Annotated in this window: 14 protein-coding genes and 1 pseudogene; 7 read left to right on the forward strand and 8 right to left on the reverse strand. The window is 58.3% G+C overall.

Annotated elements, in window-relative coordinates; translation table 11 throughout:
- The first annotated feature begins 127 nt into the window (after nucleotides 1-127).
- On the forward strand, nucleotides 128-1,396 hold the full coding sequence (locus tag ACTG1P_RS13850) for a hypothetical protein (RefSeq protein ID WP_440001510.1): 1,269 nt from the start codon (nucleotides 128-130) through the stop codon (nucleotides 1,394-1,396).
- Nucleotides 1,397-1,489: 93 nt separating this feature from the next.
- The gene (locus ACTG1P_RS13855; protein WP_440001511.1) at nucleotides 1,490-2,086 is read left to right on the forward strand and encodes a hypothetical protein; all 597 of its coding nucleotides are present in this window, start codon (nucleotides 1,490-1,492) and stop codon (nucleotides 2,084-2,086) included.
- A 3-nt stretch (nucleotides 2,087-2,089) separates the two neighbouring features.
- On the opposite strand, the gene ACTG1P_RS13860 is transcribed toward ACTG1P_RS13855, so the two are convergent.
- Both ACTG1P_RS13860 and uvrD read right to left on the reverse strand, forming a co-directional pair.
- Nucleotides 2,090-2,452, reverse strand: a complete 363-nt coding sequence (locus ACTG1P_RS13860; RefSeq protein WP_440001512.1) for an ASCH domain-containing protein — start codon at nucleotides 2,450-2,452, stop codon at nucleotides 2,090-2,092.
- Between the two features lie 42 nt (nucleotides 2,453-2,494).
- On the reverse strand, nucleotides 2,495-4,666 hold the full coding sequence (gene uvrD, locus ACTG1P_RS13865) for a DNA helicase II (RefSeq protein ID WP_421299470.1): 2,172 nt from the start codon (nucleotides 4,664-4,666) through the stop codon (nucleotides 2,495-2,497).
- A 497-nt stretch (nucleotides 4,667-5,163) separates the two neighbouring features.
- Between uvrD and ACTG1P_RS13870 the strand changes: the two genes are divergently transcribed.
- The 4 genes from ACTG1P_RS13870 (at nucleotide 5,164) to ACTG1P_RS13885 (ending at nucleotide 9,899) form a co-directional block, all read left to right on the forward strand.
- Nucleotides 5,164-6,162 carry a BMP family lipoprotein gene (locus tag ACTG1P_RS13870; protein WP_279464104.1) on the forward strand — a complete coding sequence of 333 codons (999 nt, stop codon included), beginning with the start codon at nucleotides 5,164-5,166 and terminating at the stop codon, nucleotides 6,160-6,162.
- Nucleotides 6,163-6,247: 85 nt separating this feature from the next.
- Nucleotides 6,248-7,813 carry an ABC transporter ATP-binding protein gene (locus tag ACTG1P_RS13875; protein WP_374880196.1) on the forward strand — a complete coding sequence of 522 codons (1,566 nt, stop codon included), beginning with the start codon at nucleotides 6,248-6,250 and terminating at the stop codon, nucleotides 7,811-7,813.
- Nucleotides 7,813-8,931, forward strand: a complete 1,119-nt coding sequence (locus tag ACTG1P_RS13880; RefSeq protein ID WP_005357011.1) for an ABC transporter permease — start codon at nucleotides 7,813-7,815, stop codon at nucleotides 8,929-8,931. The genes ACTG1P_RS13875 and ACTG1P_RS13880 overlap by 1 nt, the downstream gene beginning before the upstream one ends.
- Nucleotides 8,932-8,933: 2 nt before the next feature.
- On the forward strand, nucleotides 8,934-9,899 hold the full coding sequence (locus ACTG1P_RS13885) for an ABC transporter permease (RefSeq protein WP_021230728.1): 966 nt from the start codon (nucleotides 8,934-8,936) through the stop codon (nucleotides 9,897-9,899).
- Between the two features lie 264 nt (nucleotides 9,900-10,163).
- On the opposite strand, the gene ACTG1P_RS13890 is transcribed toward ACTG1P_RS13885, so the two are convergent.
- Complete coding sequence (locus tag ACTG1P_RS13890; protein WP_227341625.1) at nucleotides 10,164-12,155, reverse strand: bifunctional 2',3'-cyclic-nucleotide 2'-phosphodiesterase/3'-nucleotidase; 1,992 nt, start codon at nucleotides 12,153-12,155, stop codon at nucleotides 10,164-10,166.
- Nucleotides 12,156-12,513: 358 nt separating this feature from the next.
- Between ACTG1P_RS13890 and ACTG1P_RS13895 the strand changes: the two genes are divergently transcribed.
- Nucleotides 12,514-13,455, forward strand: coding sequence for a hypothetical protein (locus ACTG1P_RS13895; RefSeq protein ID WP_440001514.1), 942 nt, complete (start codon nucleotides 12,514-12,516; stop codon nucleotides 13,453-13,455).
- 80 nt (nucleotides 13,456-13,535) lie between these two features.
- On the opposite strand, the gene mgtE is transcribed toward ACTG1P_RS13895, so the two are convergent.
- The 5 genes and pseudogenes from mgtE to nirB form a co-directional block, all read right to left on the reverse strand.
- Nucleotides 13,536-14,960, reverse strand: coding sequence for a magnesium transporter (gene mgtE / locus ACTG1P_RS13900; RefSeq protein WP_440001515.1), 1,425 nt, complete (start codon nucleotides 14,958-14,960; stop codon nucleotides 13,536-13,538).
- Nucleotides 14,961-15,106: 146 nt separating this feature from the next.
- On the reverse strand, nucleotides 15,107-16,507 hold the full coding sequence (gene cysG, locus ACTG1P_RS13905) for a siroheme synthase CysG (protein WP_440001516.1): 1,401 nt from the start codon (nucleotides 16,505-16,507) through the stop codon (nucleotides 15,107-15,109).
- A 12-nt stretch (nucleotides 16,508-16,519) separates the two neighbouring features.
- Nucleotides 16,520-17,309 (reverse strand): annotated as a pseudogene (nirC, locus tag ACTG1P_RS13910) (nitrite transporter NirC).
- A gap of 57 nt (nucleotides 17,310-17,366) precedes the next feature.
- Entirely contained in the window at nucleotides 17,367-17,684 is a 318-nt protein-coding gene (gene nirD, locus ACTG1P_RS13915) for a nitrite reductase small subunit NirD (protein WP_108572111.1), read from the reverse strand.
- Nucleotides 17,684-20,230, reverse strand: coding sequence for a nitrite reductase large subunit NirB (gene nirB / locus ACTG1P_RS13920; protein WP_440001517.1), 2,547 nt, complete (start codon nucleotides 20,228-20,230; stop codon nucleotides 17,684-17,686). The genes nirD and nirB overlap by 1 nt, the downstream gene beginning before the upstream one ends.
- Between the last annotated feature and the right edge of the window lie 110 nt (nucleotides 20,231-20,340).

Genomic DNA, 20,340 nt, shown 5'->3' on the forward strand with positions numbered 1-20,340 from the left:
GCGTAGCATCAACAGTTACGCCTCTGTCAGAAAAGTGGGGCCCAGATTTTTCTAAACACATATGGGCTAACGCTTCATTAAAAATAATATTTCTGTTATTTTTAATTTATTTTATTTAGGGGATAACATGGCAAGCAGTTTTGGTATTTGGGCTACTGGCTCAGAGAATGCGGCAAAAATAAATCAAGTTCATATTAATTTGTGGACGACTGCATCTCCGAAAATAAGATGTATTGACATCGGGATAAACTTCTCAATTATTGATGAAGATAATGCTGAGCACCTGAATATAAATATTCCCTTTAAAGTAAAAAAAAGTAGCATTGAAGACCTTAGCACCAAAATGGTAAATAGTCAGGATTTACTTACTGCTATATTCAATGACTATGTGGATTTGCTTGAAAACTTAAAGACAAAGCATTCTAGAATTTGCTTTTCTAGTGGAGATGAGATATACCTTCATCTTAATATAGACTTTAATGCCACGTTGTCTGGATATGATAAACGTGTTTTTGTAGATGATACACCACATAATTACACTAATATCAAGTTTGATCTTAAGTCGTGTTTGGATGGTCTTGCAAAATCCAAAAAAACAGGAAGTGAAAAAAATAAAAACAACATTAAACTTGATCTTAAATCATGTTTTGGGGGATTGTCAAAGTTCAACGGAATGGAGAATGAGGAAAACAAAAAAAATAAAGAGCATTACATTAGATTCAGAATTCCCCTAGATGAAACAGCTTATGGGAGTATGATTCATACGATTAAAGGTAATGACGGGTTTCTCAAACCATTCAAAGAGCAGCTTGATGTTGTAGATTTCAGAATTAATGAGATAAGAGTGCTGCCTAAGGAAATAAAAACCAGTGTGGCAGCAACCTGTTCAACACCCCAAAAATATCACCTCTTTATCATTCGTGATGAAAGTGATGAGTATCAACTCTCTCATTCTGGAAGTAGTTATAAAAAATGTAGAATATTAGAGGCTGAAACATGGAGAAAATATTTTGAGCAAGCAGATATTTCAGTTCCTGAATCAAAATCAACGTGGATAAATAGAGTTAAGAGTTATATCTCAAAGAGAATTAAGAGCCGTAAAGACCCATTGCCATTTACTCAGCCAACCATGATTTATCATTGGTCAAAGGAGGCATCGAAAGAGAGTGACAATAAAATCACTGATTTTATTGCTGTGGCTAAATTTAAGTCAATTAAGCATAAATGGTATACGGTTATTATCTATATTATAGTAATTATGCTTATTAGTATATTTAGCTGCTTCTGTTATGATCTACTCAAAGTAAATATACCTTGTTTACTAGAAATAACTACACCAACTCCACCAACTCCACCAACCCCAGCAACTCCACCAACCGGAAACAACCCTGATTGAACATATTTGTTTTAATAAACAATGGGCTTTTGCTCATGTACATAGCTCTCATGTCGATATATACTATAACTAGTATTTATTTGAGGTGTAGTGATGAAGCAAATTGAAAGGCTAACGAAGTCGGATTTTAACCGAGAGGGAGTTCAGGTTCCCTCTTCGGTTAAAAATGTTGGCCTCGATTTAATGGACACTCCATCTGATTTTAATAATGGAGAGATAAAGCGTCTATTACGAAAACCAAGTGAGTTATATCGAAACTTTGATGATTGGTATTGTAAATCTTCTCGAGACGCTATGAAATCAAATTTCTTCTTTGATGAAGAGTTAAGGAGAGGAATTACTAATTTTTCGAAAGAAAAAAATAACATTCCGGGACTGGAACGTTATTTTTTGGTTTTATCTATTGATGATGTTCCTGCAGGAATATCAATTCTTAAAAATACGTGTGATGAGAAAAAAATCTCAACATTCACTCTCGAGGAAAAATATAAAAATGCAGGTTTGGCCAGTTACCTAATGTCTCGCTCTCTTGACTTCTTGGGGAAAAGTGATGTGTCGATAACGGTCAATGAAGACGTACTGGATGAACTATATCCCTTTTTGATTAAAAAGGGATTTGTAGTCGATAAAAAGGTGCTCGGAGAATACTGGAAAAATAAAAATGAATATCATTTTTTAAAGTTAAAATGAATGTTACTCAATATACATATACGATTGAGGCGCTCTTTTTACTCCAAGTCTAGATATTTCAAACCCACCTGCTTCGTATTTTATTAAGGCACCTACTTTTATCGCATAACCGATATCTACTCCAGAAAAATAGGAGTTGAAGTAACCTTCTGAAATTCCGGCCTCTTGGCTTGTTTTGATCCATATAGTACTTGGTCTATCAGATATTATAGTGTCAATGGTGAACTCACCGATTACTTTCCCGACAGGTTTGGTAACGTATACAACAACAGTGTTCACATCCTTTCTTTTGAAAATTTTACGTCTAAATTCATATGTTTTTACTCCTGAAAAAATTGCATTTGCATACTCTGGTTTAATTGACATTAGAACTCGCATATATACCTCACAAAGAATAATATCGGCATTCTATAATGCTTCCAATCTGGCATAGGCCGTCACCAGCCACTTGGCGCCGACGTCGTCGAACTGGATCTGCACTCGGCTCTGCTGGCCGACCCCTTCGAAGTTGAGTACCACCCCTTCCCCGAATTTCGGATGGAGCACCCGCTGGCCGAGCTTGATGCCGCTGGCGTCAAAGCTCTGCTGCACCTCGTTCTGGCTAAAGCGGCCGTACTGGGTGGGGCGGCTGACCTGAGTACGCAGCCGGATCTCTTCCAGACACTCGGCGGGCATCTCGCGGATAAAGCGGCTCGGTTTGTGGAACATCTCGCGGCCGTAGATGCGGCGGCTCTCGGCATAACAGATGTAGAGCTTCTCCATGGCGCGGGTCATGCCGACGTAACAGAGGCGGCGCTCCTCCTCCAGCCGGCCCGACTCCTCGGTGGATTGCTGGCTGGGGAACATCCCCTCTTCGACGCCGACCAGCAGCACCAGCGGGAACTCCAAGCCCTTGGCGCTGTGCAATGTCATCAGCTGCACCGCATCGGCATATTCGTCGGCCTGATTCTCGCCGGACTCCAACGCCGCGTGGGCGAGGAAGGCGGAGAGATCGCTCATGTCTTCCAGCTCGTCCGGGCGCTGGTACTGGCGGCAGGCGGTGACCAGTTCGTCCAGGTTCTCTACCCGTGCCTGGGATTTCTCGCCCTTTTCTGCCAGATACATCGCCTTGAGGCCAGAGTTCTGGATGGCGATATCCGCCTGCTGGTGCAGCGGCAGCATGGACACCTGCTCCTCCAGCGCGTCGATGAGATCGACAAAGCCGCGCACCGCGTTACCGGCACGACCGGTCAGCACCTTGTCATTGAGCAGCGCCTTGGCCGATTGCCACAGGTTGAGCCCCTGATCGCGGGCGTTGCCGCGCAGGATCTCGAGGGTGCGATCGCCGATGCCACGGGTCGGGGTGTTGACCACCCGCTCGAAGCTGGCGTCGTCGCCACGGTTGTTGATAAGACGCAGGTAGGCCATGGCGTCTTTAATTTCTTGCCGCTCGAAGAAGCGCAGGCCGCCGTAGATGCGGTAGGGCATGGCGTCCTGCATCAGTGCCTCTTCCAGCACCCGTGACTGGGCGTTGGAGCGATAGAGGATGGCGCAGTCGGCGAGCAAGCCGCCCTTTTCCTTCCAATCCTTGAGGCGGCCGACCACGAAGCGCGCTTCGTCCACCTCGTTGAAGGCGGCATAGAGGGAGATTGGGTCGCCTTCGGCCCCTTCGGTCCACAGCTCCTTGCCAAGGCGCTCGGCGTTGTTGGCGATGACGCTGTTGGCGGCTTTGAGGATATTGGCGGTGGAGCGGTAGTTCTGCTCGAGGCGGATGGTCTCGGCCCCCTGATAGTCGGTCAGGAAGCGCTGGATGTTCTCGATCTTGGCGCCGCGCCAGCCGTAGATGGACTGGTCATCGTCGCCGACGATCATCACCTTGCCGCTGTTGCCCGCCAGCATCCGCAGCCAGGCGTACTGGATGCCGTTGGTATCCTGAAACTCGTCCACCAGAATGTTCTGGAAGCGGTCGCGGTAGTGCTCGAGGATGTGCGGCTTGTTGAGCCACAACTCGTGGGCGCGCAGCAGCAGCTCGGCAAAATCCACCAGACCGGAGCGATCGCAGGTCTCCTGATAGGTCTTGTAGATCTGCTGATAGGTGCGGGTGACGGGATCGCCATAGAGGTCGATGTCGCCGGGGCGCAGCCCCTCGTCCTTCTTGCCGTTGATGTAGCCCATCACGGCGCGCGGGGCCCAGTGCTTCTCGTCGAGGTTGAGCGCCTTGAGGACCCGGCGGATCAGCCGGTACTGGTCGTCTGAGTCGAGGATCTGGAAATCCTGCGGCAAGCCGGCATCCAGATGGTGGGCCCGCAGCAGGCGGTGGGCGATACCGTGGAAGGTGCCGATCCACATGCCGCGCACGCCGTCGCCGATCACCTTCTCGACCCGGCCACGCATCTCGGCCGCCGCCTTGTTGGTAAAGGTGACCGCGATGATGGAGAAGGGTGAACAGCGTTCCACCTGCATCAGCCAGGCGATACGGTGCACCAGCACCCGGGTCTTGCCCGAACCGGCACCGGCCAGCACCAGCAGGTTGCTGCGGGGCGCCGCAACGGCATCTCTTTGCTTGTCGTTGAGCCCGTCGAGCAGGGTTGAAACGTCCATCACCACTCCTGTTTATTTATACAGGCGGGGATTATACGGCCATCCCCCTGCCAGACCAAATCCAAACTCGGGGGGAGGGGCAAGATGGGCGGTTGCAGGGGCACCGATGCGGCCATTTTTGGCTGGCGCAGAGAGAGGAGGTTTCCAGCTGTAGCCAATCCTTGCTCGCGCGGTTTGTGGGGATTTTGCGAGCCGGATCACGGGCTTGCCGGGGGGCTGGATGAATAAGATAGGAAAACGGTTTACAGTAACTTGCTGAACAATAAGAGAAATGTCGTTTGGGTCTTTTGGTTGTTAGCATAAAAAACTGAAAAGCAGCTAAAAAACAACTGCTTATAAGGTTATTTGCTTAGAATTCAAACCGTTAACGCAAACGTTTTTCCCTTATCATTTGCTTGACCCGCATCGGGGCTGACTTAGAGTAAGCCTGCGTGCTAGATAGCCTGCTCTGACAGGCAAGCAAGTTCCCTCACTTAATAACAATCAAGGATACGATCGTGACTAAAGTGCTCAAGCTGGCCACTGTGGCCTCCCTCACTCTCGCTGCTCTCTCTGCTCAGGCTGCTTCCGAGCCAGCCGTCATTTATGACACCGCGGGCAAGTATGACAAATCATTCAACGAAGCCGTGTTCCGTAACGGCGTCGAGCTCTACAACAAGGACAAGGGCGTCAAGGTCAAAGAGTTTGAACCCCAGAACGAAGCCCAGCGCGAGCAGGGTCTGCGTCGTCTGGCCAGCCGTGGCAACGGCCCGATCGTGGCGGTCGGTTTCAACATGGGTTCTGCGGTAGAGAAGGTCGCGACCGAATTCCCGAAAACCCAGTTCACCATCATCGACATGGTGGTCGACAAGCCGAACGTCCAGTCCGTCATCTTCAAGGAGCATGAAGGTTCCTTCCTGGTGGGCGCGCTGGCTGCCATCGCTTCCAAGAGCGGCAAGGTCGGCTTCGTGGGCGGCATGGATATCCCGCTGATCCGCAAATTCCAGTGCGGTTACGAGCAGGGTGCCAAGTTCGTCAATCCGAAGATCGAAGTGTTCCAGAACATGGCGGGCTCTACCCCGGCCGCGTTTGCTGACCCGGCCAAAGGTGCCGAGCTGGCCAAGTCCCAGTTCGCCAAGGGCGCTGACGTGGTTTACGCCGCAGCTGGCGGTACCGGTATCGGTGTCTATCAGGCAGCCAAGGACAGCGGCAAGTTCGCCATCGGCGTGGACTCCAACCAGAACCACCTGCAACCGGGCACCATGCTGACCTCCATGGTCAAGTCTGTGGGTCTGGCTGCTTACCAAACCTGGGATGACGCTGCCAAAGGCCAGTGGAAGCCGGGTATCAAGAACCTGGGTCTGGCTGAAGGCGGTGTGGATTGGGCACTCGACAAGGACAACGAGAAGCTGATCACCCCGGAAATGAAAGCCAAGGTAGATGCCATCAAGGCTGAAATCATCGCTGGCAAGGTCAAGGTTCATGACTACATGAGCGATAACACCTGCAAATACTAATTAGATAGTTGCTACGACTCTCAACGCACCACCGGCCCGCACGGGCCGGTTTTTAGTCTTATTTCATGAAACGCAGGGCTGCATCATGGACCAGACAGATCGCTATGCCATCGAATTAAGAGGTATCGATAAGCGGTTCGGCGAAGTGTACGCCAACAAGCTGATCGACCTTAAGGTTCGCAAAGGCAGTATCCACGGCATTGTCGGCGAAAATGGCGCCGGTAAGTCCACCCTGATGAGCATCATTTATGGTTTCTACCATGCCGACAAAGGCGAGATGCTGATCGACGGGAATCCTTTCAAACCCCATGGCTCACAAGATGCGATTGCCGCAGGGGTGGGCATGGTTCACCAGCACTTCATGCTGGTCAATAACTTCACCGTATTGGAAAACGTCATCCTCGGCGCTGAGAACGGCTGGCACCTTCAGCAGAGCGTGGCGTCAGCCGAAAAGTTGCTTGGCGAACTGGCGCGGGATTATGGCCTCGACGTGCCGCTGCACGAGAAGGTCGAAGATCTGCCGGTTGGCTTGCAACAGCGGGTCGAAATTCTCAAGGCGCTCTATCGCGGCGCCCGCATCCTGATCCTCGACGAGCCGACCGGGGTACTGACCCCGCAAGAGGCGGATCACCTGTTCGAGGTACTGAAAAAGCTGCGGGATCAGGGGGCGACCATCATCCTTATCACCCACAAGCTGCGGGAGATCCTGGCCATTACCGATCAGGTCTCCATCATGCGCCGTGGCGAGATGGTGGCCCACGTCGCCACCAAGGATACCGACAAGGAGCAGCTGGCCGAGTTGATGGTGGGCCGCAAGGTGCGCCTCAAGGTCGACAAGGGGCCAACCCAGCCAGGTGAAGCCAAGCTGAAGATCGAAGGGCTCAGCTACGTCGATGCCAGCAAGGTGGAGCGGGTCAAATCGGTCAGCTTCGAGGTGCGGGCCGGTGAAGTGGTCGGCATCGCCGGGGTCTCCGGCAACGGTCAGTCCGAACTGCTCAGCCTGCTTGGCGGCATTCTCAAGCCGAGCAAGGGTGGCTTTACCATCAGCAGCCGCAGCGGCGTGCACAAGGTGAGCGCTGAGCACCCGGCCGATCCCGAGCTGGTGCGCAACTACGGCCTCGGCCATGTGCCGGAAGATCGCCACAAGATGGGGCTGATCAACCGCTTCGAGGCGAAAGAGGCCTTTATTCTCGGCTATCACCGTCGCCCGCAATACAACAAGGGGTGGCTGCAGAACAAGGAGGCGATCCAGCAGGATTGTCAGGCCAAGATGGAGAAGTGGGACGTGCGCCCGCCCCATCCCGATCACAAGACCGCCAACTTCTCCGGTGGCAACCAGCAGAAGCTGGTGATCGCCCGTGAAGTGGAGCAGGACCCGGATGTGCTGTTGATCGGCCAGCCGACTCGCGGGGTCGACATCGGCGCCATCGAATATATCCACCAGCAGATCATCGCCATGCGCGACAAGGGCAAGGCGGTGCTGCTGGTCTCGGTGGAGCTGGACGAGATCATGAGCCTCGCAGATCGCATTCTGGTCATTGCCGATGGCCGCATCGTCGGCGAGCTGGATGGTGCCAAGGCGGATGAGCGCACCATTGGTCTGATGATGGCGAATATCGTTCCCGATGACGTTGCCAAGGAGGCCCACTGATGAGCCAAGTACGTATTCCTGCCTGGGTCTCCGTAGGCGTCTTGTCTGCGGTCAACATCCTGCTGGCCTTCCTGGTGTCGGCCATTCTGTTCTACTACCTCGACATCAACCCGGTCGATGCCGCCAAGATCATGTGGTACGGCGCGTTCGGCACTGGTGAAGGGGTCGGCTTCACCCTCTACTACGCAACCGGCTTTATCTTTACCGGTTTGTCGGTGGCGGTCGCCTTCCACGCCGGTTTGTTCAACATCGGTGGTGAAGGTCAGGCCTATATCGGCGGTCTCGGTGTCGGTCTGGTCTGTCTGATGCTCGGTGATGTGCTGCCGTTTGCCCTGCTGTTGCCGCTCTCCATCATTGCCGGTGGTCTGTTCGGTGCGGCCTGGGCCTTTATTCCGGCCTGGCTGCAAGCCAAGCGCGGCAGCCATATCGTGATCACCACCATCATGTTCAACTTCATCGCCGCCTCGCTGATGGCCTATCTGCTGGTGGAGGTGTTCAAGCCGCCCGGTTCGATGGCGACCGAGAGCAAGGTATTTGCCGAGGCAAGCTGGCTGCCCAAGATGAGCGGGCTGGCGAACCTGTTCGGGATGGAGATCCCCAACAGCCCGCTCAATATCAGCTTCTTCTGGGCGCTGATCTGTGCGGCGCTGGTGTGGGTCTTTATCTGGCACACCCGCTGGGGTTACGAGATCCGCTCGGTTGGCGCGAGCCAGAGTGCCTCCGCCTATGCCGGTATCTCCTATCCCAAGGTGGTGATCCTGGCCATGGTCATCTCCGGCATGCTGTCGGGCTTCTTCGCCCTCAACGTGCTGCAGGGTGAGCTGCACCAGATCAAGCTCAACTTCGTGGAAGGGTTCGGCTTCACCGGTATCGCGGTGGCGCTGATGGGGCGCAACCATCCGGTCGGCGTCATCATCGCCAGCCTGCTGTTCGGTTTCCTCTATCAGGGGGGCGCCGAGCTCAGCTTCGAGTTCGGTGTTGACCGCAACATCGTGGTGGTGTTGCAGGGTCTGGTGATCCTGTTCTGTGGCGCCCTTGAGCACATGATGCGTCCGCGCATCGAGCAGCTCTATCTGGCGTTTGCCAACCGCTCAGCCGCGCAAGCTAAAGGAGTCTGATCATGTTTGAAATTCTGATCCTGATGCTGGATGCGACCATTCGTACCGCGCCGCCCCTCATTCTGGCCGCCATGGCCGGCATGTTCTGCGAGCGCTCCGGGGTGGTCAACATCGCGCTGGAAGGCAAACTGCTGGCGGCGGCGTTCGCCAGTGGTGCGGCGGCTGCGGTCTCCGGTTCTGCCTGGATAGGTCTGGGGGCCGGGGTGGGTGTCTCCATCCTGTTTGCCCTGATGCACGGCTTTGCCACCATCACTCACCGCGGTGATCAGGTGGTGAGCGGCATGGCCATCAACATTCTGGCGGCCGGTCTGACCGTTACCCTGGGCCGTTACTGGTTCGATCAGGGTGGCCAGACGCCAGCGCTCTCCGGTGATGCCCGTTTCGCCCCCATCGATCTGCCCTATGCCAAGGAGTTGTGGGATGTGCCGGTGATCGGCCAGCTCTACAGCGAGTTGCTGAGCGGCCACTCCCTGCTGGAGTACGTGGCGTTCGCCTGCGTACCGCTGGCCTGGTGGGTGATGTTCCGTACCCGCTTCGGTCTGCGTCTGCGGGCGGTGGGCGAGGCGCCCGCAGCGGTCGATACCGCCGGTATCTCTGTGGTGCGGATGCGCTACACCGCGCTCCTCATCGGCGGCCTGCTGGCCGGTATCGGTGGCACCTATCTGGCGGTGGCCCAGACGGCCCAGTTCATCCCCAACATGAGTGCTGGCAAGGGCTTTATGGCGCTGGCGGCGCTGGTGTTCGGCAAGTGGCGTCCCTGGAATGCCATGGCAGCCTGTCTGCTGTTCGGCTTCCTCGATGCGGTCGCCATCCGCCTGCAAGGGGTCAGTATCGGTGGCTTCGCCATTCCGGTGCAGGCCATCGAGGCACTGCCCTACATCCTGACCGTGTTCCTGCTGGCCGGTTTTATCGGCCGCGCCGTGGCGCCGAAGGCGCTTGGTACCCCCTATGTGAAGGAGCGGGAGTAGCGCCCTTTATCGCGATACTCCCACCCAAGCAAATAACAGCAGGCCCACTTCGGTGGGCCTGTTTTTTATGGGCGGGATGGGGCAGACCAGCCGGGATCTGGATGGTGTGATAGAGGGGGGGGTGGCGTGAAGGGATAAATAGACTGCGCGAGTTGCTGCGGGTAGCGGCTGGCGTACAGGCGCTGACCCCTCCGCCTGCACCATTAAAAACCCCCTCGTATCGGGAGGGGGTTGCAGAGGTTATTGCCGGATTAACCCTGAGGATCAGGGTGCCAGCACCAGCTTGTAGACGCCAAAGCCGGGGTGTTTGGCATCGGTGGGCGGCAGGGTCTCCACATAGTTCAGCTTGCCGCCGGTCAGGGCTTGCGCCTCGCTGCGTGGCGAGCTGTAGATGCGCAGATCCAGATTGGCGGGCAGGGGGGCCAGCTGCCAGTTGTTGTCTGCCGGGGGCTCGAAACCGGCCGGATTCTTCTCTGCCAGATCCTTGAGGTATTCGGAGAGCACTTCGCGGGTTTCGAACTGATCTTCATGGACGATCACCTTGGCGTTGATGCCCGGGAAGTTGCCACCACCGCTGGCGCGGTAGTTGTTGGTCACCACGTAGAACATCTGGGCCGGGTCGATTGCTTTGCCCTGATAGGTGAGGTTGGTGATGCGGTAGCTGTCGCTCACCTTGTTGCCATCCACATCATAACGGGCGGGTTTGGTCACATCGACCTGATAGTTCACCCCATCGATCACGTCGAAGTTGTAGGTGCGGTACTTCTCGTTCACCAGCCACTGGGTTGCGGTACTGGCGGCATCGATCTTGTTGAACTGGACGGCACTCTTCTCCAGCCACTCCTGTACGGTCGCGCCATTGATGGCGACCACCTGCAGGGTGTTGGGGTAGACATAGAGGTCGGCCACGTTGCGCAGGGAGATATTGCCAGCCGGTACATAGGTGAAGTCGGTCGGGCCGTTGCGACCGCCGCGGAATGGTGCGGCGGCGGAGAGAATGGGCCATTTCTCCTTGAGCTGACCATCCTGTTGCAGTTTCTTGGCATGCCACAGTTGGGCGTCGCTGACGATCTGGATGGAGGGGTCATCCTGCACCAGCGCGAAGAAGCTGTGGATTGGCTTGGTGATCTTGCTGAGTGGCTCGTCCAGCCACTGGTTGGCCTGCTCGTGCTCGGCAATGACCTGATCGACTACCGCCTGATCTTCGGTGCTGCTGGCGCTGCTGTCGATTTTGCGCAGCTGGGACTGGCTGGAGGCCACTTCCCAGCGACCCTCTTTCCAGGTCATGTGCAGGTCGATGATGCCGAGGTGGTTGCCCCAGACGCCCGGCATCACGGTCGGTACGCCCGCCAGGGTGCCTTTCTCGTTGTCCACGTCGGTCATGTTGGGGTAGTCGCCCGGGAAAGTGCGGTGGGCATGGCCCAGCAGCAGGGCATCGACCCCCTTCACTTTGGCCAGCGGCAGGGCGGCGTTCTCCATCATGGGTTCGCGCGGGTCACCTATGATGCCGGTGTGGGCCACGACCACGACGATGTCAGCGCCCTTGGCGCGGATTTCGGGTACATAGTGTTCGGCGGTCTCGACCATATCGGCCACCACCACCTTGCCTTCCAGATTGCGCTTGTCCCACTGGGTGATCTGGGGCGGAGTCAGCCCCAGCACCCCGACCTTGATGGTCTGGGTATTGCCGTTGGCATCCTTCACCTGACGATCCAGCACCACATAGGGTTTGAACTTCTGCTTGCTCCAGTCGATGGTGCCCTTGCCATCACGGCTGAAGGCATCGGCCTGGAAGACGTTGGCGTTGATGTAGGGGTAGTTGGCCCCTTTCAGGGTCTCTGAGAGGAAGTCGAGACCGAAGTTGAATTCGTGGTTGCCCAGGTTGCCGACATCATAGCTCATGGTGTTGAGCGCCTTGATGGCGGGGTGGGTCTGCTTGCTCAGCCATTGCTGCTTGACCTGCTGGTCGTGGATATAGTCGGCAAGCGGGGTGCCCTGGATCAGGTCGCCGTTGTCGATCAGCAAGTTGTTGGCGTTCTCTTCGCGGGCCTTGCGGATCAGCACCGCGGTGCGGGCGAAGCCCAGTGAGGCATCCGGCTTGTTCTGGTAGTAGTCGTAACTCAGCAGGTTGGAGTGGATATCAGAGGTTTCGATCAGCCGCAGGGTGAGATCACCGGGGGCCTGAGAGTTGTTGTCGTCACAGCCGGACAGCAAAAAAATAACTGCCACCGCGCTCAGTTTGAGGGTGGTTTTCATTGTTGGATTCTCTTGTTATGGGTATGCCAGCGTGGTGCATTCTATCGACAGCAAAAGAATCCGATTGTGAGCAGGCTGGCAATTCGGGCTAATTACCCTCCTGTTAATAGACTTATGGCTCTGATTTTAATCTCTTTTTTGTCTTTCTTTAGGGCCGCTACTTTCGCTGCTTTTCCGCCGTGAGTCACCCTGTCGTCACAGCAGTGCGGTCGGTGCAAGCTGCGCGGCCTGCTGCTCCTGCGAGGCTGTAATGGTTGGTTACAGATCTCCATTCGACTGATAGATGACCTTTCCCTTAAATTCAGCGGCGATTGATTGCATCTAAAAATTACAAAGCGACAGCAAGGAATAAAACTTCATGAAAATGCACAACAAAGCGCTGCTGGCCATCGCCTGCGCTGCGGCCCTGTCTGCCTGTGACAGCGAAAAAGCTGCCAACAGCATCGCCAAGCGGGTGCCACTGGCTCTGCCGGAGGCGGGTCTTTACCAAGCGAATCTGATGAGCCGCGATGGCGACAAGGCGACGCCGCGCATGATCAAGGATCTGGATGGTCTGGCGCTGGTCTACCCCAAGGGTGAAACCGTGCAGCGCTGGGGTGTCTGGGTGGAACATCAGGCAGGCAAGATCGAGACCAACAGCCAGTGGCTGGGTCAGGCTGACCAGAAAGCCGACAAGGACGGGATCTACCCGGTGCAGCTGACCCGTACCAGCGAGCGGCTCGGCAGCGGCACTGCGGTGAGCACGGTAAGCAACAACCACAACCTCATCACCTTCCAGGATCAGCCGGTCATCGATCTGCAGGGCAAGGAGATCAAGCGCTGGGTTTTTGATTTCACCCGGAATGGCACCACCTTCTCCGACAACGCCCCCATCTATTCCGGTTTCAGCGGTCATGTGGCGGTGACGGCCCTGACCACCAAAGCAGTGACCACGGCCAGCTGGAGTGCAACGGGTAGCGATGGCTTCAGCAGCGACATGGTGGGCAAGGTGGATACCACCAACAACGGCGGCAAGCTGACAGTAGCGATCGAGTTTCCGGCGGCAGGTTGTACGCTGGTGGGCGAGGGGAGTGCCACTGCCGGGTTGAGCAAGCTCACCATGACCGGATTTGGCAAGTGCAACTTCAAGCAATCCGCCGCAGCCACGCCGATCGAGAACCTCTGGAATGCCGCTCTGGCCAGGGCGATGGATAACAGCGTCGCCTATGTCACCGCCTTTACCACGGATGACAAAAATGATGCACTGGTCATCGGTTTCCCCGACTCCAATGGCCTGCTGATCACCGCTGACAAGCGATAAGCAGCCAACGGCAGGGGCGGGCAAACGCACCTGAAACAACAAGGGAGCCAGTGGCTCCCTTGTTGTTTTCAACGCACGGCTTACAGCAGGAACAGGGTCGCCAACCCGAGGAAGATAAAGAAGCCGCCGGTGTCGGTGATGGCGGTGATCATCACGCTGGCCCCCACTGCCGGGTCGCGGCCGAGGCGGGTCATGGTCATGGGGATGATGACTCCCATCAGGGCGGCCACCAGCAGGTTGAGCATCATGGCCAGGGTCATCACGGCGCCGAGCGCCGCATCCTGATAGAGCAGATAGGTGGCAAGCCCCATGGTGCCACCCCACACCAGCCCGTTGATAAAGGCGACGCCGAGTTCCCGCAGCAGCAGGAAGGAGAGGTTGCCCGCCTGAATGTGCTGCAGCGCCAGCGCCCGCACTATCATGGTGATGGTCTGGTTGCCGGTGTTGCCGCCGATCCCGGCGACGATGGGCATCAGCGCCGCCAGCGCCACCAGCTGGGAGATGGTGTGCTCGAACATGCCTATCACCCGCGAGGCGACAAAGGCGGTGCAGAGGTTCAGCGCCAGCCAGGCCCAGCGGGTCTTGACCGCCTTGGAGACGGGCGCGAACACGTCTTCATCCTCGCTGATACCCCCCATCCGGCGCAGGTCGGTGTCACTCTCCTCATAGACCAGGTCCACCACCTCTTCAACGGTGAGGCGGCCCATCAGCTTTCCCTTGCCATCCACCACAGCGGCGGAGAGCAGGTCATCCCGCTCGAAGGTGCGAGCCGCCGCTTCGTCGTTATCCTCCGGATCGAAGGTGACCGGATCCCGCTCCATCACGTCGCTCACCAGGGTAGCGGGTTTGTGCAGCAGTACTGTGGTGAGGGCCAGCTCCCCCAGCAGGTGGTTGCGCCGATCGATGACGAACAGCTTGTCGGTGTTGGCGGGGATCTTGCCGCGCAGGCGCAGATAGCGCTGCACAGTGGCGAGCGTCACCTCGGGGCGGATGGTGATGATCTCGAAGTCCATCATGGCGCCGACGGTGTGCTTGCCGTAGCGGATCACCTCCCGCACCCGATCCCGGTCGGCGGGGGCCATATAGGTGAGCAGCCGCCCCATCAGGTTGCGTGGCAGGTACTGGCCCAAATAGATCTGGTCGTCGATATCCAGGGTGCGCAGGGCGTGCAGCAGCTCCTTGTCGCTCATCCCGCTGATCAGGCTGTCCCACACCGTCTCTGACGCTTCGACCAGGATCTGGCCGCGCTTCTCCTCCTCCACCAGTGCCCACAGGGCATGACGTTCATCGGGCGGCAGCGACTCCAGCGCATCGGCGACGTCGGCGGCGGGCAACCCGTTGACCAGCGTGGTGAGTTCGCTGGTCTGATCGCGTTGCTCGGCATCCTGCACCACCTGCGGGTCGAGCAGGCTGTCGGTGAGGGCATCATCGCGCAGCAGCAGGGTGAGAATGCGGGATCTGTCATCCGCGCGCTGCCGGGCGCTGTTCTTGATGGGAAGAGACATGGGATGAATTCCTGAGATGGTAGCCAAGGGCTCAATGCCCATAGGATACCAGACTTAAAACAACAGGTTATGACCGTGATGGGAGAAGAGGGAGGTAAAAGTGAGGCCACCTGCTGGTGGCCTCATGGTGAGTTGCCGAGGATCCCTCAGGCGAGGGCGCGCTGAGCCTGTGGTGCCTCGCCAAACCAGGCGAGCCGGTCGGCTAGGGTCACCACCGAGCCCACCATGATCAGCGCCGGACTCTCGACCCCCACCGCCAGTGCGGGCAGCTCATCGAGAGTGCCGCGAATGACCCGCTGGCAGGGTTGGGTGCCGCGCTCGATCAGCGCCACCGGGGTGTTGCCCGCCTTGCCGTGGGCCAGCAGCTGTTCACGGATGGTGGCGCAGGATGAGAGCCCCATGTAGAACACCAGGGTCTGCCTGTCTTTGGCCAGCAACGGCCAGTCGAGATCCCGGGCGCCCCCCTTGCCGTGGGCCGTGACGAAGCGCACGCTCTGGGCGTGGTTGCGGTGGGTCAGCGGAATGCCGGCGTAGGCGGCGCAGCCGCTGGCCGCAGTGATCCCCGGCACCACCTGAAAACCGATGCCGCTGCCGACCAGCGTCTCCAGCTCCTCGCCGCCACGGCCGAAGATAAAGGGGTCGCCCCCCTTGAGCCGCACCACCCGCTGGCCCTTCTTCGCCTCCTCCAGCAACAGCTGGTTGATCCCCTCCTGCGGCACGCAGTGGTTGCCCGCCTGCTTGCCGACGAAGATCCGCTTGGCATCCCGGCGCACCAGCGCCATCACCTCGTCGGAGACCAGCCGGTCATAGACCACCACGTCGGCCTGCTGCATCTGGCGCAGGGCGTGCAGGGTGAGCAGACCCGGATCGCCGGGGCCGGCTCCCACCAGTACCACCTCGCCTCCGGTCTGGCTCCCGTCGGCAAACAGGTTGTCGGCCAATTGGTGGGCAGAGGCACTATCACCGCGGGCCAGCGCTTGACCGAGCCGATCCGCCCCGAGCAGCCGCTCCCAGAAGCGGCGCCGTTCCCCCATGCTGGCGAAGCGCGCCTTGACCCGCTCCCGCAGGTTGCCGGCAAAGGCCGCCACGGCACCCAGATGTTGCGGTAGCAGGGCTTCGAGTTTTTCCCGCAGCAAGCGAGCCAGCACCGGCGCCTTGCCGCCGGAGGAGATGGCCACCATCAGCGGTGATCGGTCGATGATCGACGGCATGATGAAGCTGGAGCGTTTCGGGTCATCCACCACGTTGGCAAAGATCCGCGCCTGATTGGCGCTTTGATAAACCAGTGCATTCACCTCGCGCCGATCGGTTGCGGCCACCACCAGCCACTTGCCCGCCAGTTGTTCCGGCACAAATTCACCGGCCAGCCACTCGATGCTGCCGTTGGCAGCCAGTTCCGCCAGCTCGGGGTCGAGCTCGGGCGCGACCACAGTGAGCTGGGCACCGGCATCCAGCAGCAGGCGCGCCTTGCGCTCTGCCACTTCGCCGCCGCCGACCAGCAGCACGGGTTTGTTGTCGAGTCGGCAAAAGATGGGCAAGTAGTCCATGGGGCCTCCGGATCAGGCGGTTCGGGTCTTGTTGGCGGTGCTGGTGGTCTCGCTCACTGCAACCGGGCGTTCAGCTTTCGGGGTGGCATACCAGTAGCCGAGGCCCATAAAGAGGACGCCGGAGACGGTGTTGCCCAGCGTCACCCACAGCAGGTTGTGGCCGATGCCGCCCAGGGTGTAGGCCTCGGAGTGGGCGCCAAACCAGGAGAGGGCGAACAGGGTCATGTTGGCGATGGAGTGCTCGTAGCCGGAGGCGATAAAAGCCAGCAGGCACCACCAGATGGCGATGAAGCGGGCGGCCCCTTCGGTGCGCAGCGCCATCCAGATGGCGAGGCAGACCAGCCAGTTGCAGAGGATCCCCTTCATAAACAGGGTCAGCGCCGGAGCCTGGGTCTTGGCCAGCGCCACCTTGTGGGCCAGACTGCCCGCATCCGGCAGCAGGCTGCCGCCGTAGGAGTAGATGAGCGCCACCACGATGGAGCCAATCAGGTTGCCGGCCCAGGTCTGCCATGGTGATCTTGCCCGTCTTCACCCCGAAGGTGAGGAACATGGTGTGGCCGGTAAACAGCTCGGAGCCGGCGATGATGACCAGCGTCAGGGCGATGCCGAAGGTGGCCCCCATCACCAGCGGTCGGATGCTCGGATCCACCAGATTGCCGAGGGTGAAGATGAGGATGATGCCGAGGCCCACATAGGCCCCCGCCATGGCGGAGCTGAGCCAGAAGCCGAGCTTGTCGCTGCGCTCGAAGCGGTTGATGCGGGCCGCGTTGGCGGCGCATTTGTTAATGGTTTCCGTGTACATCTTGTGAGTCCTTGAAAGGGCTGCCCACAGGCAGCCCGAAAGAGAGTGAAATCGGCTTTAGACGGCGACCCAGACCTGCTGGTCGCGTACTTCAACGGGGTAGCTTTGAACCGACATGGCGGGATTGTCGAAACAGTGGCCATCGCTCAGGCGAAAGCGCTGCTTCTTGAGCGGGCTGGCGACCCAGAGTTCGCCGTCGTGTTCGCAGATCAGGCCCCGCGACAGCACGTTGGCGGCGAAGAAGGGATCCCGGTTGTCGATGGCGAACACCTCGGCGGCCGCGCTCGGGCGGAACAGGGCGATCTGGCGCCCCTCGATCAGAGCACAGACACCGGTTCCCGGCAGGATGTCGCTGAGTTGGCAGGCTAGTTTCATCATTTGGTTTCCACCTCGATCTGGTAGACGGGGATGCGCTCGGCCGGGGTGGCCGGTCGGTGCTGGTCGCGCTCGGCGACGAATTGCACGTCCGGGTCGCGCTTGTCGCTGTTGATGAAGTGGCTGAAGCGCTTGAGCGCCTCCTCTTCATTGAGGGTGCGCGACCATTCGCACTCGTAGCTGTCGATCAGGGTCTGGATATCGCGCTCCAGCGTCTCGGCCAGCCCCAGTTTGTCGTCGACGATCACCTCGCGCAGGTAGTCGATGCCCCCTTCCAGATTGCCGAGCCAGACCGAGGTGCGCTGCAGTTTGTCGGCGCTGGTGACGTAGAACATCATAAAGCGGTCGATCAGCTTGATGAGGGTCTCGCGGTCGAGGTCAGAAGCCAGCAGGTCGGCGTGGCGTGGCTTCATGCCGCCGTTGCCGCCCACATAGAGGTTCCAACCCGCATCGGTGGCGATGATGCCGACATCCTTGCCCTGCGCTTCCGCACATTCGCGGGTACAGCCGGAGACGCCGAACTTCATCTTGTGCGGGGTGCGAATGCCCTTGTAGCGGTTCTCGAGGAAGACCCCGAGGCCGACGCTGTCCTGCACGCCGAAGCGGCACCAGGTGCTGCCGACACAGGTCTTGGCCATACGCAGCGCCTTGGCGTAGGCCTGACCTGTCTCGAATCCGGCTGCCAGCAGCTTGCGCCAGATGGCGGGCAGGTCATCCTTCTGGGCCCCGAACAGACCGATGCGCTGGGCGCCGGTGATCTTGGTGTAGAGCTTGTAGTCGCGGGCCACTTCGGCCACCGCCAGCAGCCCTTCCGGGGTCACTTCGCCACCGGCCATGCGCGGGATGACGGAGTAGCTGCCGTCCTTCTGCATGTTGCCGAGGAAGATGTCGTTGGTGTCCTGCAGCGGAATATTGCGCGGGCTCAGCACATGCTCGTTCCAGCAGGAGGCGAGGATGGAGCCGACGGTCGGTTTGCACACCTCGCAGCCATAGCCCTGACCGTGCTTGGCCAGCAGTTCGTCGAAGCTCTTGATCCCCTCCACCTTGACCAGATGGAACAGCTCCTGACGGGAGTGGGGGAAGTGGGCGCAGAGGTGGTTGTTGACCTCGATGCCTTGCTTCACCAGTTCGGCGTTGAGCACCTGACTGATGAGCGGCACGCAGCCGCCGCAGCCGGTACCGGCCTTGGTGTGCTGCTTGATGGCGGCAAGGGTGGTGTGACCCTCGGCCACCGCCTTGGCGATGTCACCCTTGGCGACGTCGAAGCAGGAGCAGATCTGGGCGCTTTCCGGCAGGGCATCCACCCCCAGCGTCGGCTTGGCACCGGCGTAGGCGGGCAGGATCAGGGTGTCCGGGTGGCTCGGCAGCGGCAGGGCGTTGAGCATCATCTGCAGCAGGTTGCCGTAATCTTCCACGTCACCCACCAGCACGGCGCCGAGCAATCGGCTGTTGTCCTCGCTCACCACGATCTTCTTGTAGACGCCGGCCTGATCGTCCTGAAACACATAGCTGTGGCTGCCCGGGGTGCGACCGTGGGCATCACCGATGGAGCCGACGGAGACGCCGAGCAGCTTGAGCTTGGCGCTCATGTCAGCCCCTTCGAAACGGCTGTCGCCGCCGAGCAGATGGTCGACGGTGATCTGGGCCATCTTGTAGCCCGGTGCCACCAGCCCGAAGAAGCGGCCCTGCCAGGCGGCGCACTCGCCGATGGCATAGATGTCGGAGTCGGAGGTGAGGCAGTGATCGTCAATAACGATGCCGCCGCGCTCGGCGATGGCGAGATCACCGTAACGGCCGAGGGTATCTTGCGGGCGAATGCCGGTGGAGAAGACCACCACGTCCACTTCAAGCTGGCTGCCGTCAGCGAAAGCGAGGCGGTGCTTCGCCTGCTCGCCGCCATGCATCAGGATCTCGCTGGTGCTCTTGCTGGTGTGTACCTGCACGCCCATGGATTCAATCTTGCGGCGCAGCAGCTGGCCGCCCTGACCGTCGAGCTGTTCGGCCATCAGCACCGGAGCAAACTCCACCACGTGGGTCTCGAGACCCAGCGCCTTGAGGGCGCCGGCGGCTTCGAGGCCAAGCAGGCCGCCACCGATCACCACCCCGCTCTTGCCACTCTTGGCGGCGCTGCGGATGGCTTTCAGATCCTCGATGGTGCGATAGACGAAGCACTCGTGGTGCTGACTGCCCGCAATGGGCGGCACCCAGGGGTAGGAGCCGGTGGCCAGCACCAGCTTGTCGTACCCGACCACAGTGCCCTTGTTGGAGTGCACTTCGCGGTTGGCCCTGTCGATTTTTTTCACCGCTTCGCCGAGCAGCAGGCGGATGCCGTGCTTGTCGTAGAAGCCGGGTTTGACGAGGGAGAGATCTTCGCTGGTGTGATGGGAGAAGTAGGAGGAGAGATGGACGCGATCGTAGGCGGGACGGGGTTCTGCACCGAAGACGGTGATCTCGTAGCGGCCCGGGTCGGCCCGCTCGATCAACTCTTCGATGAAGCGGTGCCCCACCATGCCGTTGCCCACAACGACCAGTCTGACTTTGCTCATGATTGCCTCTAGTTTGGAGTAATAAAACATCATTCTGGGGCTAGGCTACCCAGTCAGTCGGGGCGGGCAATTGATGCAAATCAAGTGTCTATTTATATATCTCGTCAGGG

The sequence above is a fragment of the Aeromonas sp. 11P genome (assembly GCF_051920165.1).
GTDB classification, from domain to species: domain Bacteria; phylum Pseudomonadota; class Gammaproteobacteria; order Enterobacterales; family Aeromonadaceae; genus Aeromonas; species Aeromonas veronii.

Excerpts from the sequence above, each read along its gene's own strand:
- ACTG1P_RS13850 (WP_440001510.1), top strand. The coding sequence starts at position 128 with ATGGCAAGCAGTTTTGGTATTTGGGCTACTGGCTCAGAGAATGCGGCA.
- ACTG1P_RS13855 (WP_440001511.1), top strand. The coding sequence starts at position 1,490 with ATGAAGCAAATTGAAAGGCTAACGAAGTCGGATTTTAACCGAGAGGGA.
- ACTG1P_RS13860 (WP_440001512.1), bottom strand. The coding sequence starts at position 2,452 with ATGTCAATTAAACCAGAGTATGCAAATGCAATTTTTTCAGGAGTAAAA.
- uvrD (WP_421299470.1), bottom strand. The coding sequence starts at position 4,666 with ATGGACGTTTCAACCCTGCTCGACGGGCTCAACGACAAGCAAAGAGAT.
- ACTG1P_RS13875 (WP_374880196.1), top strand. The coding sequence starts at position 6,248 with ATGGACCAGACAGATCGCTATGCCATCGAATTAAGAGGTATCGATAAG.
- ACTG1P_RS13880 (WP_005357011.1), top strand. The coding sequence starts at position 7,813 with ATGAGCCAAGTACGTATTCCTGCCTGGGTCTCCGTAGGCGTCTTGTCT.
- ACTG1P_RS13885 (WP_021230728.1), top strand. The coding sequence starts at position 8,934 with ATGTTTGAAATTCTGATCCTGATGCTGGATGCGACCATTCGTACCGCG.
- ACTG1P_RS13890 (WP_227341625.1), bottom strand. The coding sequence starts at position 12,155 with ATGAAAACCACCCTCAAACTGAGCGCGGTGGCAGTTATTTTTTTGCTG.
- ACTG1P_RS13895 (WP_440001514.1), top strand. The coding sequence starts at position 12,514 with ATGAAAATGCACAACAAAGCGCTGCTGGCCATCGCCTGCGCTGCGGCC.
- mgtE (WP_440001515.1), bottom strand. The coding sequence starts at position 14,960 with ATGTCTCTTCCCATCAAGAACAGCGCCCGGCAGCGCGCGGATGACAGA.
- cysG (WP_440001516.1), bottom strand. The coding sequence starts at position 16,507 with ATGGACTACTTGCCCATCTTTTGCCGACTCGACAACAAACCCGTGCTG.
- nirD (WP_108572111.1), bottom strand. The coding sequence starts at position 17,684 with ATGAAACTAGCCTGCCAACTCAGCGACATCCTGCCGGGAACCGGTGTC.
- nirB (WP_440001517.1), bottom strand. The coding sequence starts at position 20,230 with ATGAGCAAAGTCAGACTGGTCGTTGTGGGCAACGGCATGGTGGGGCAC.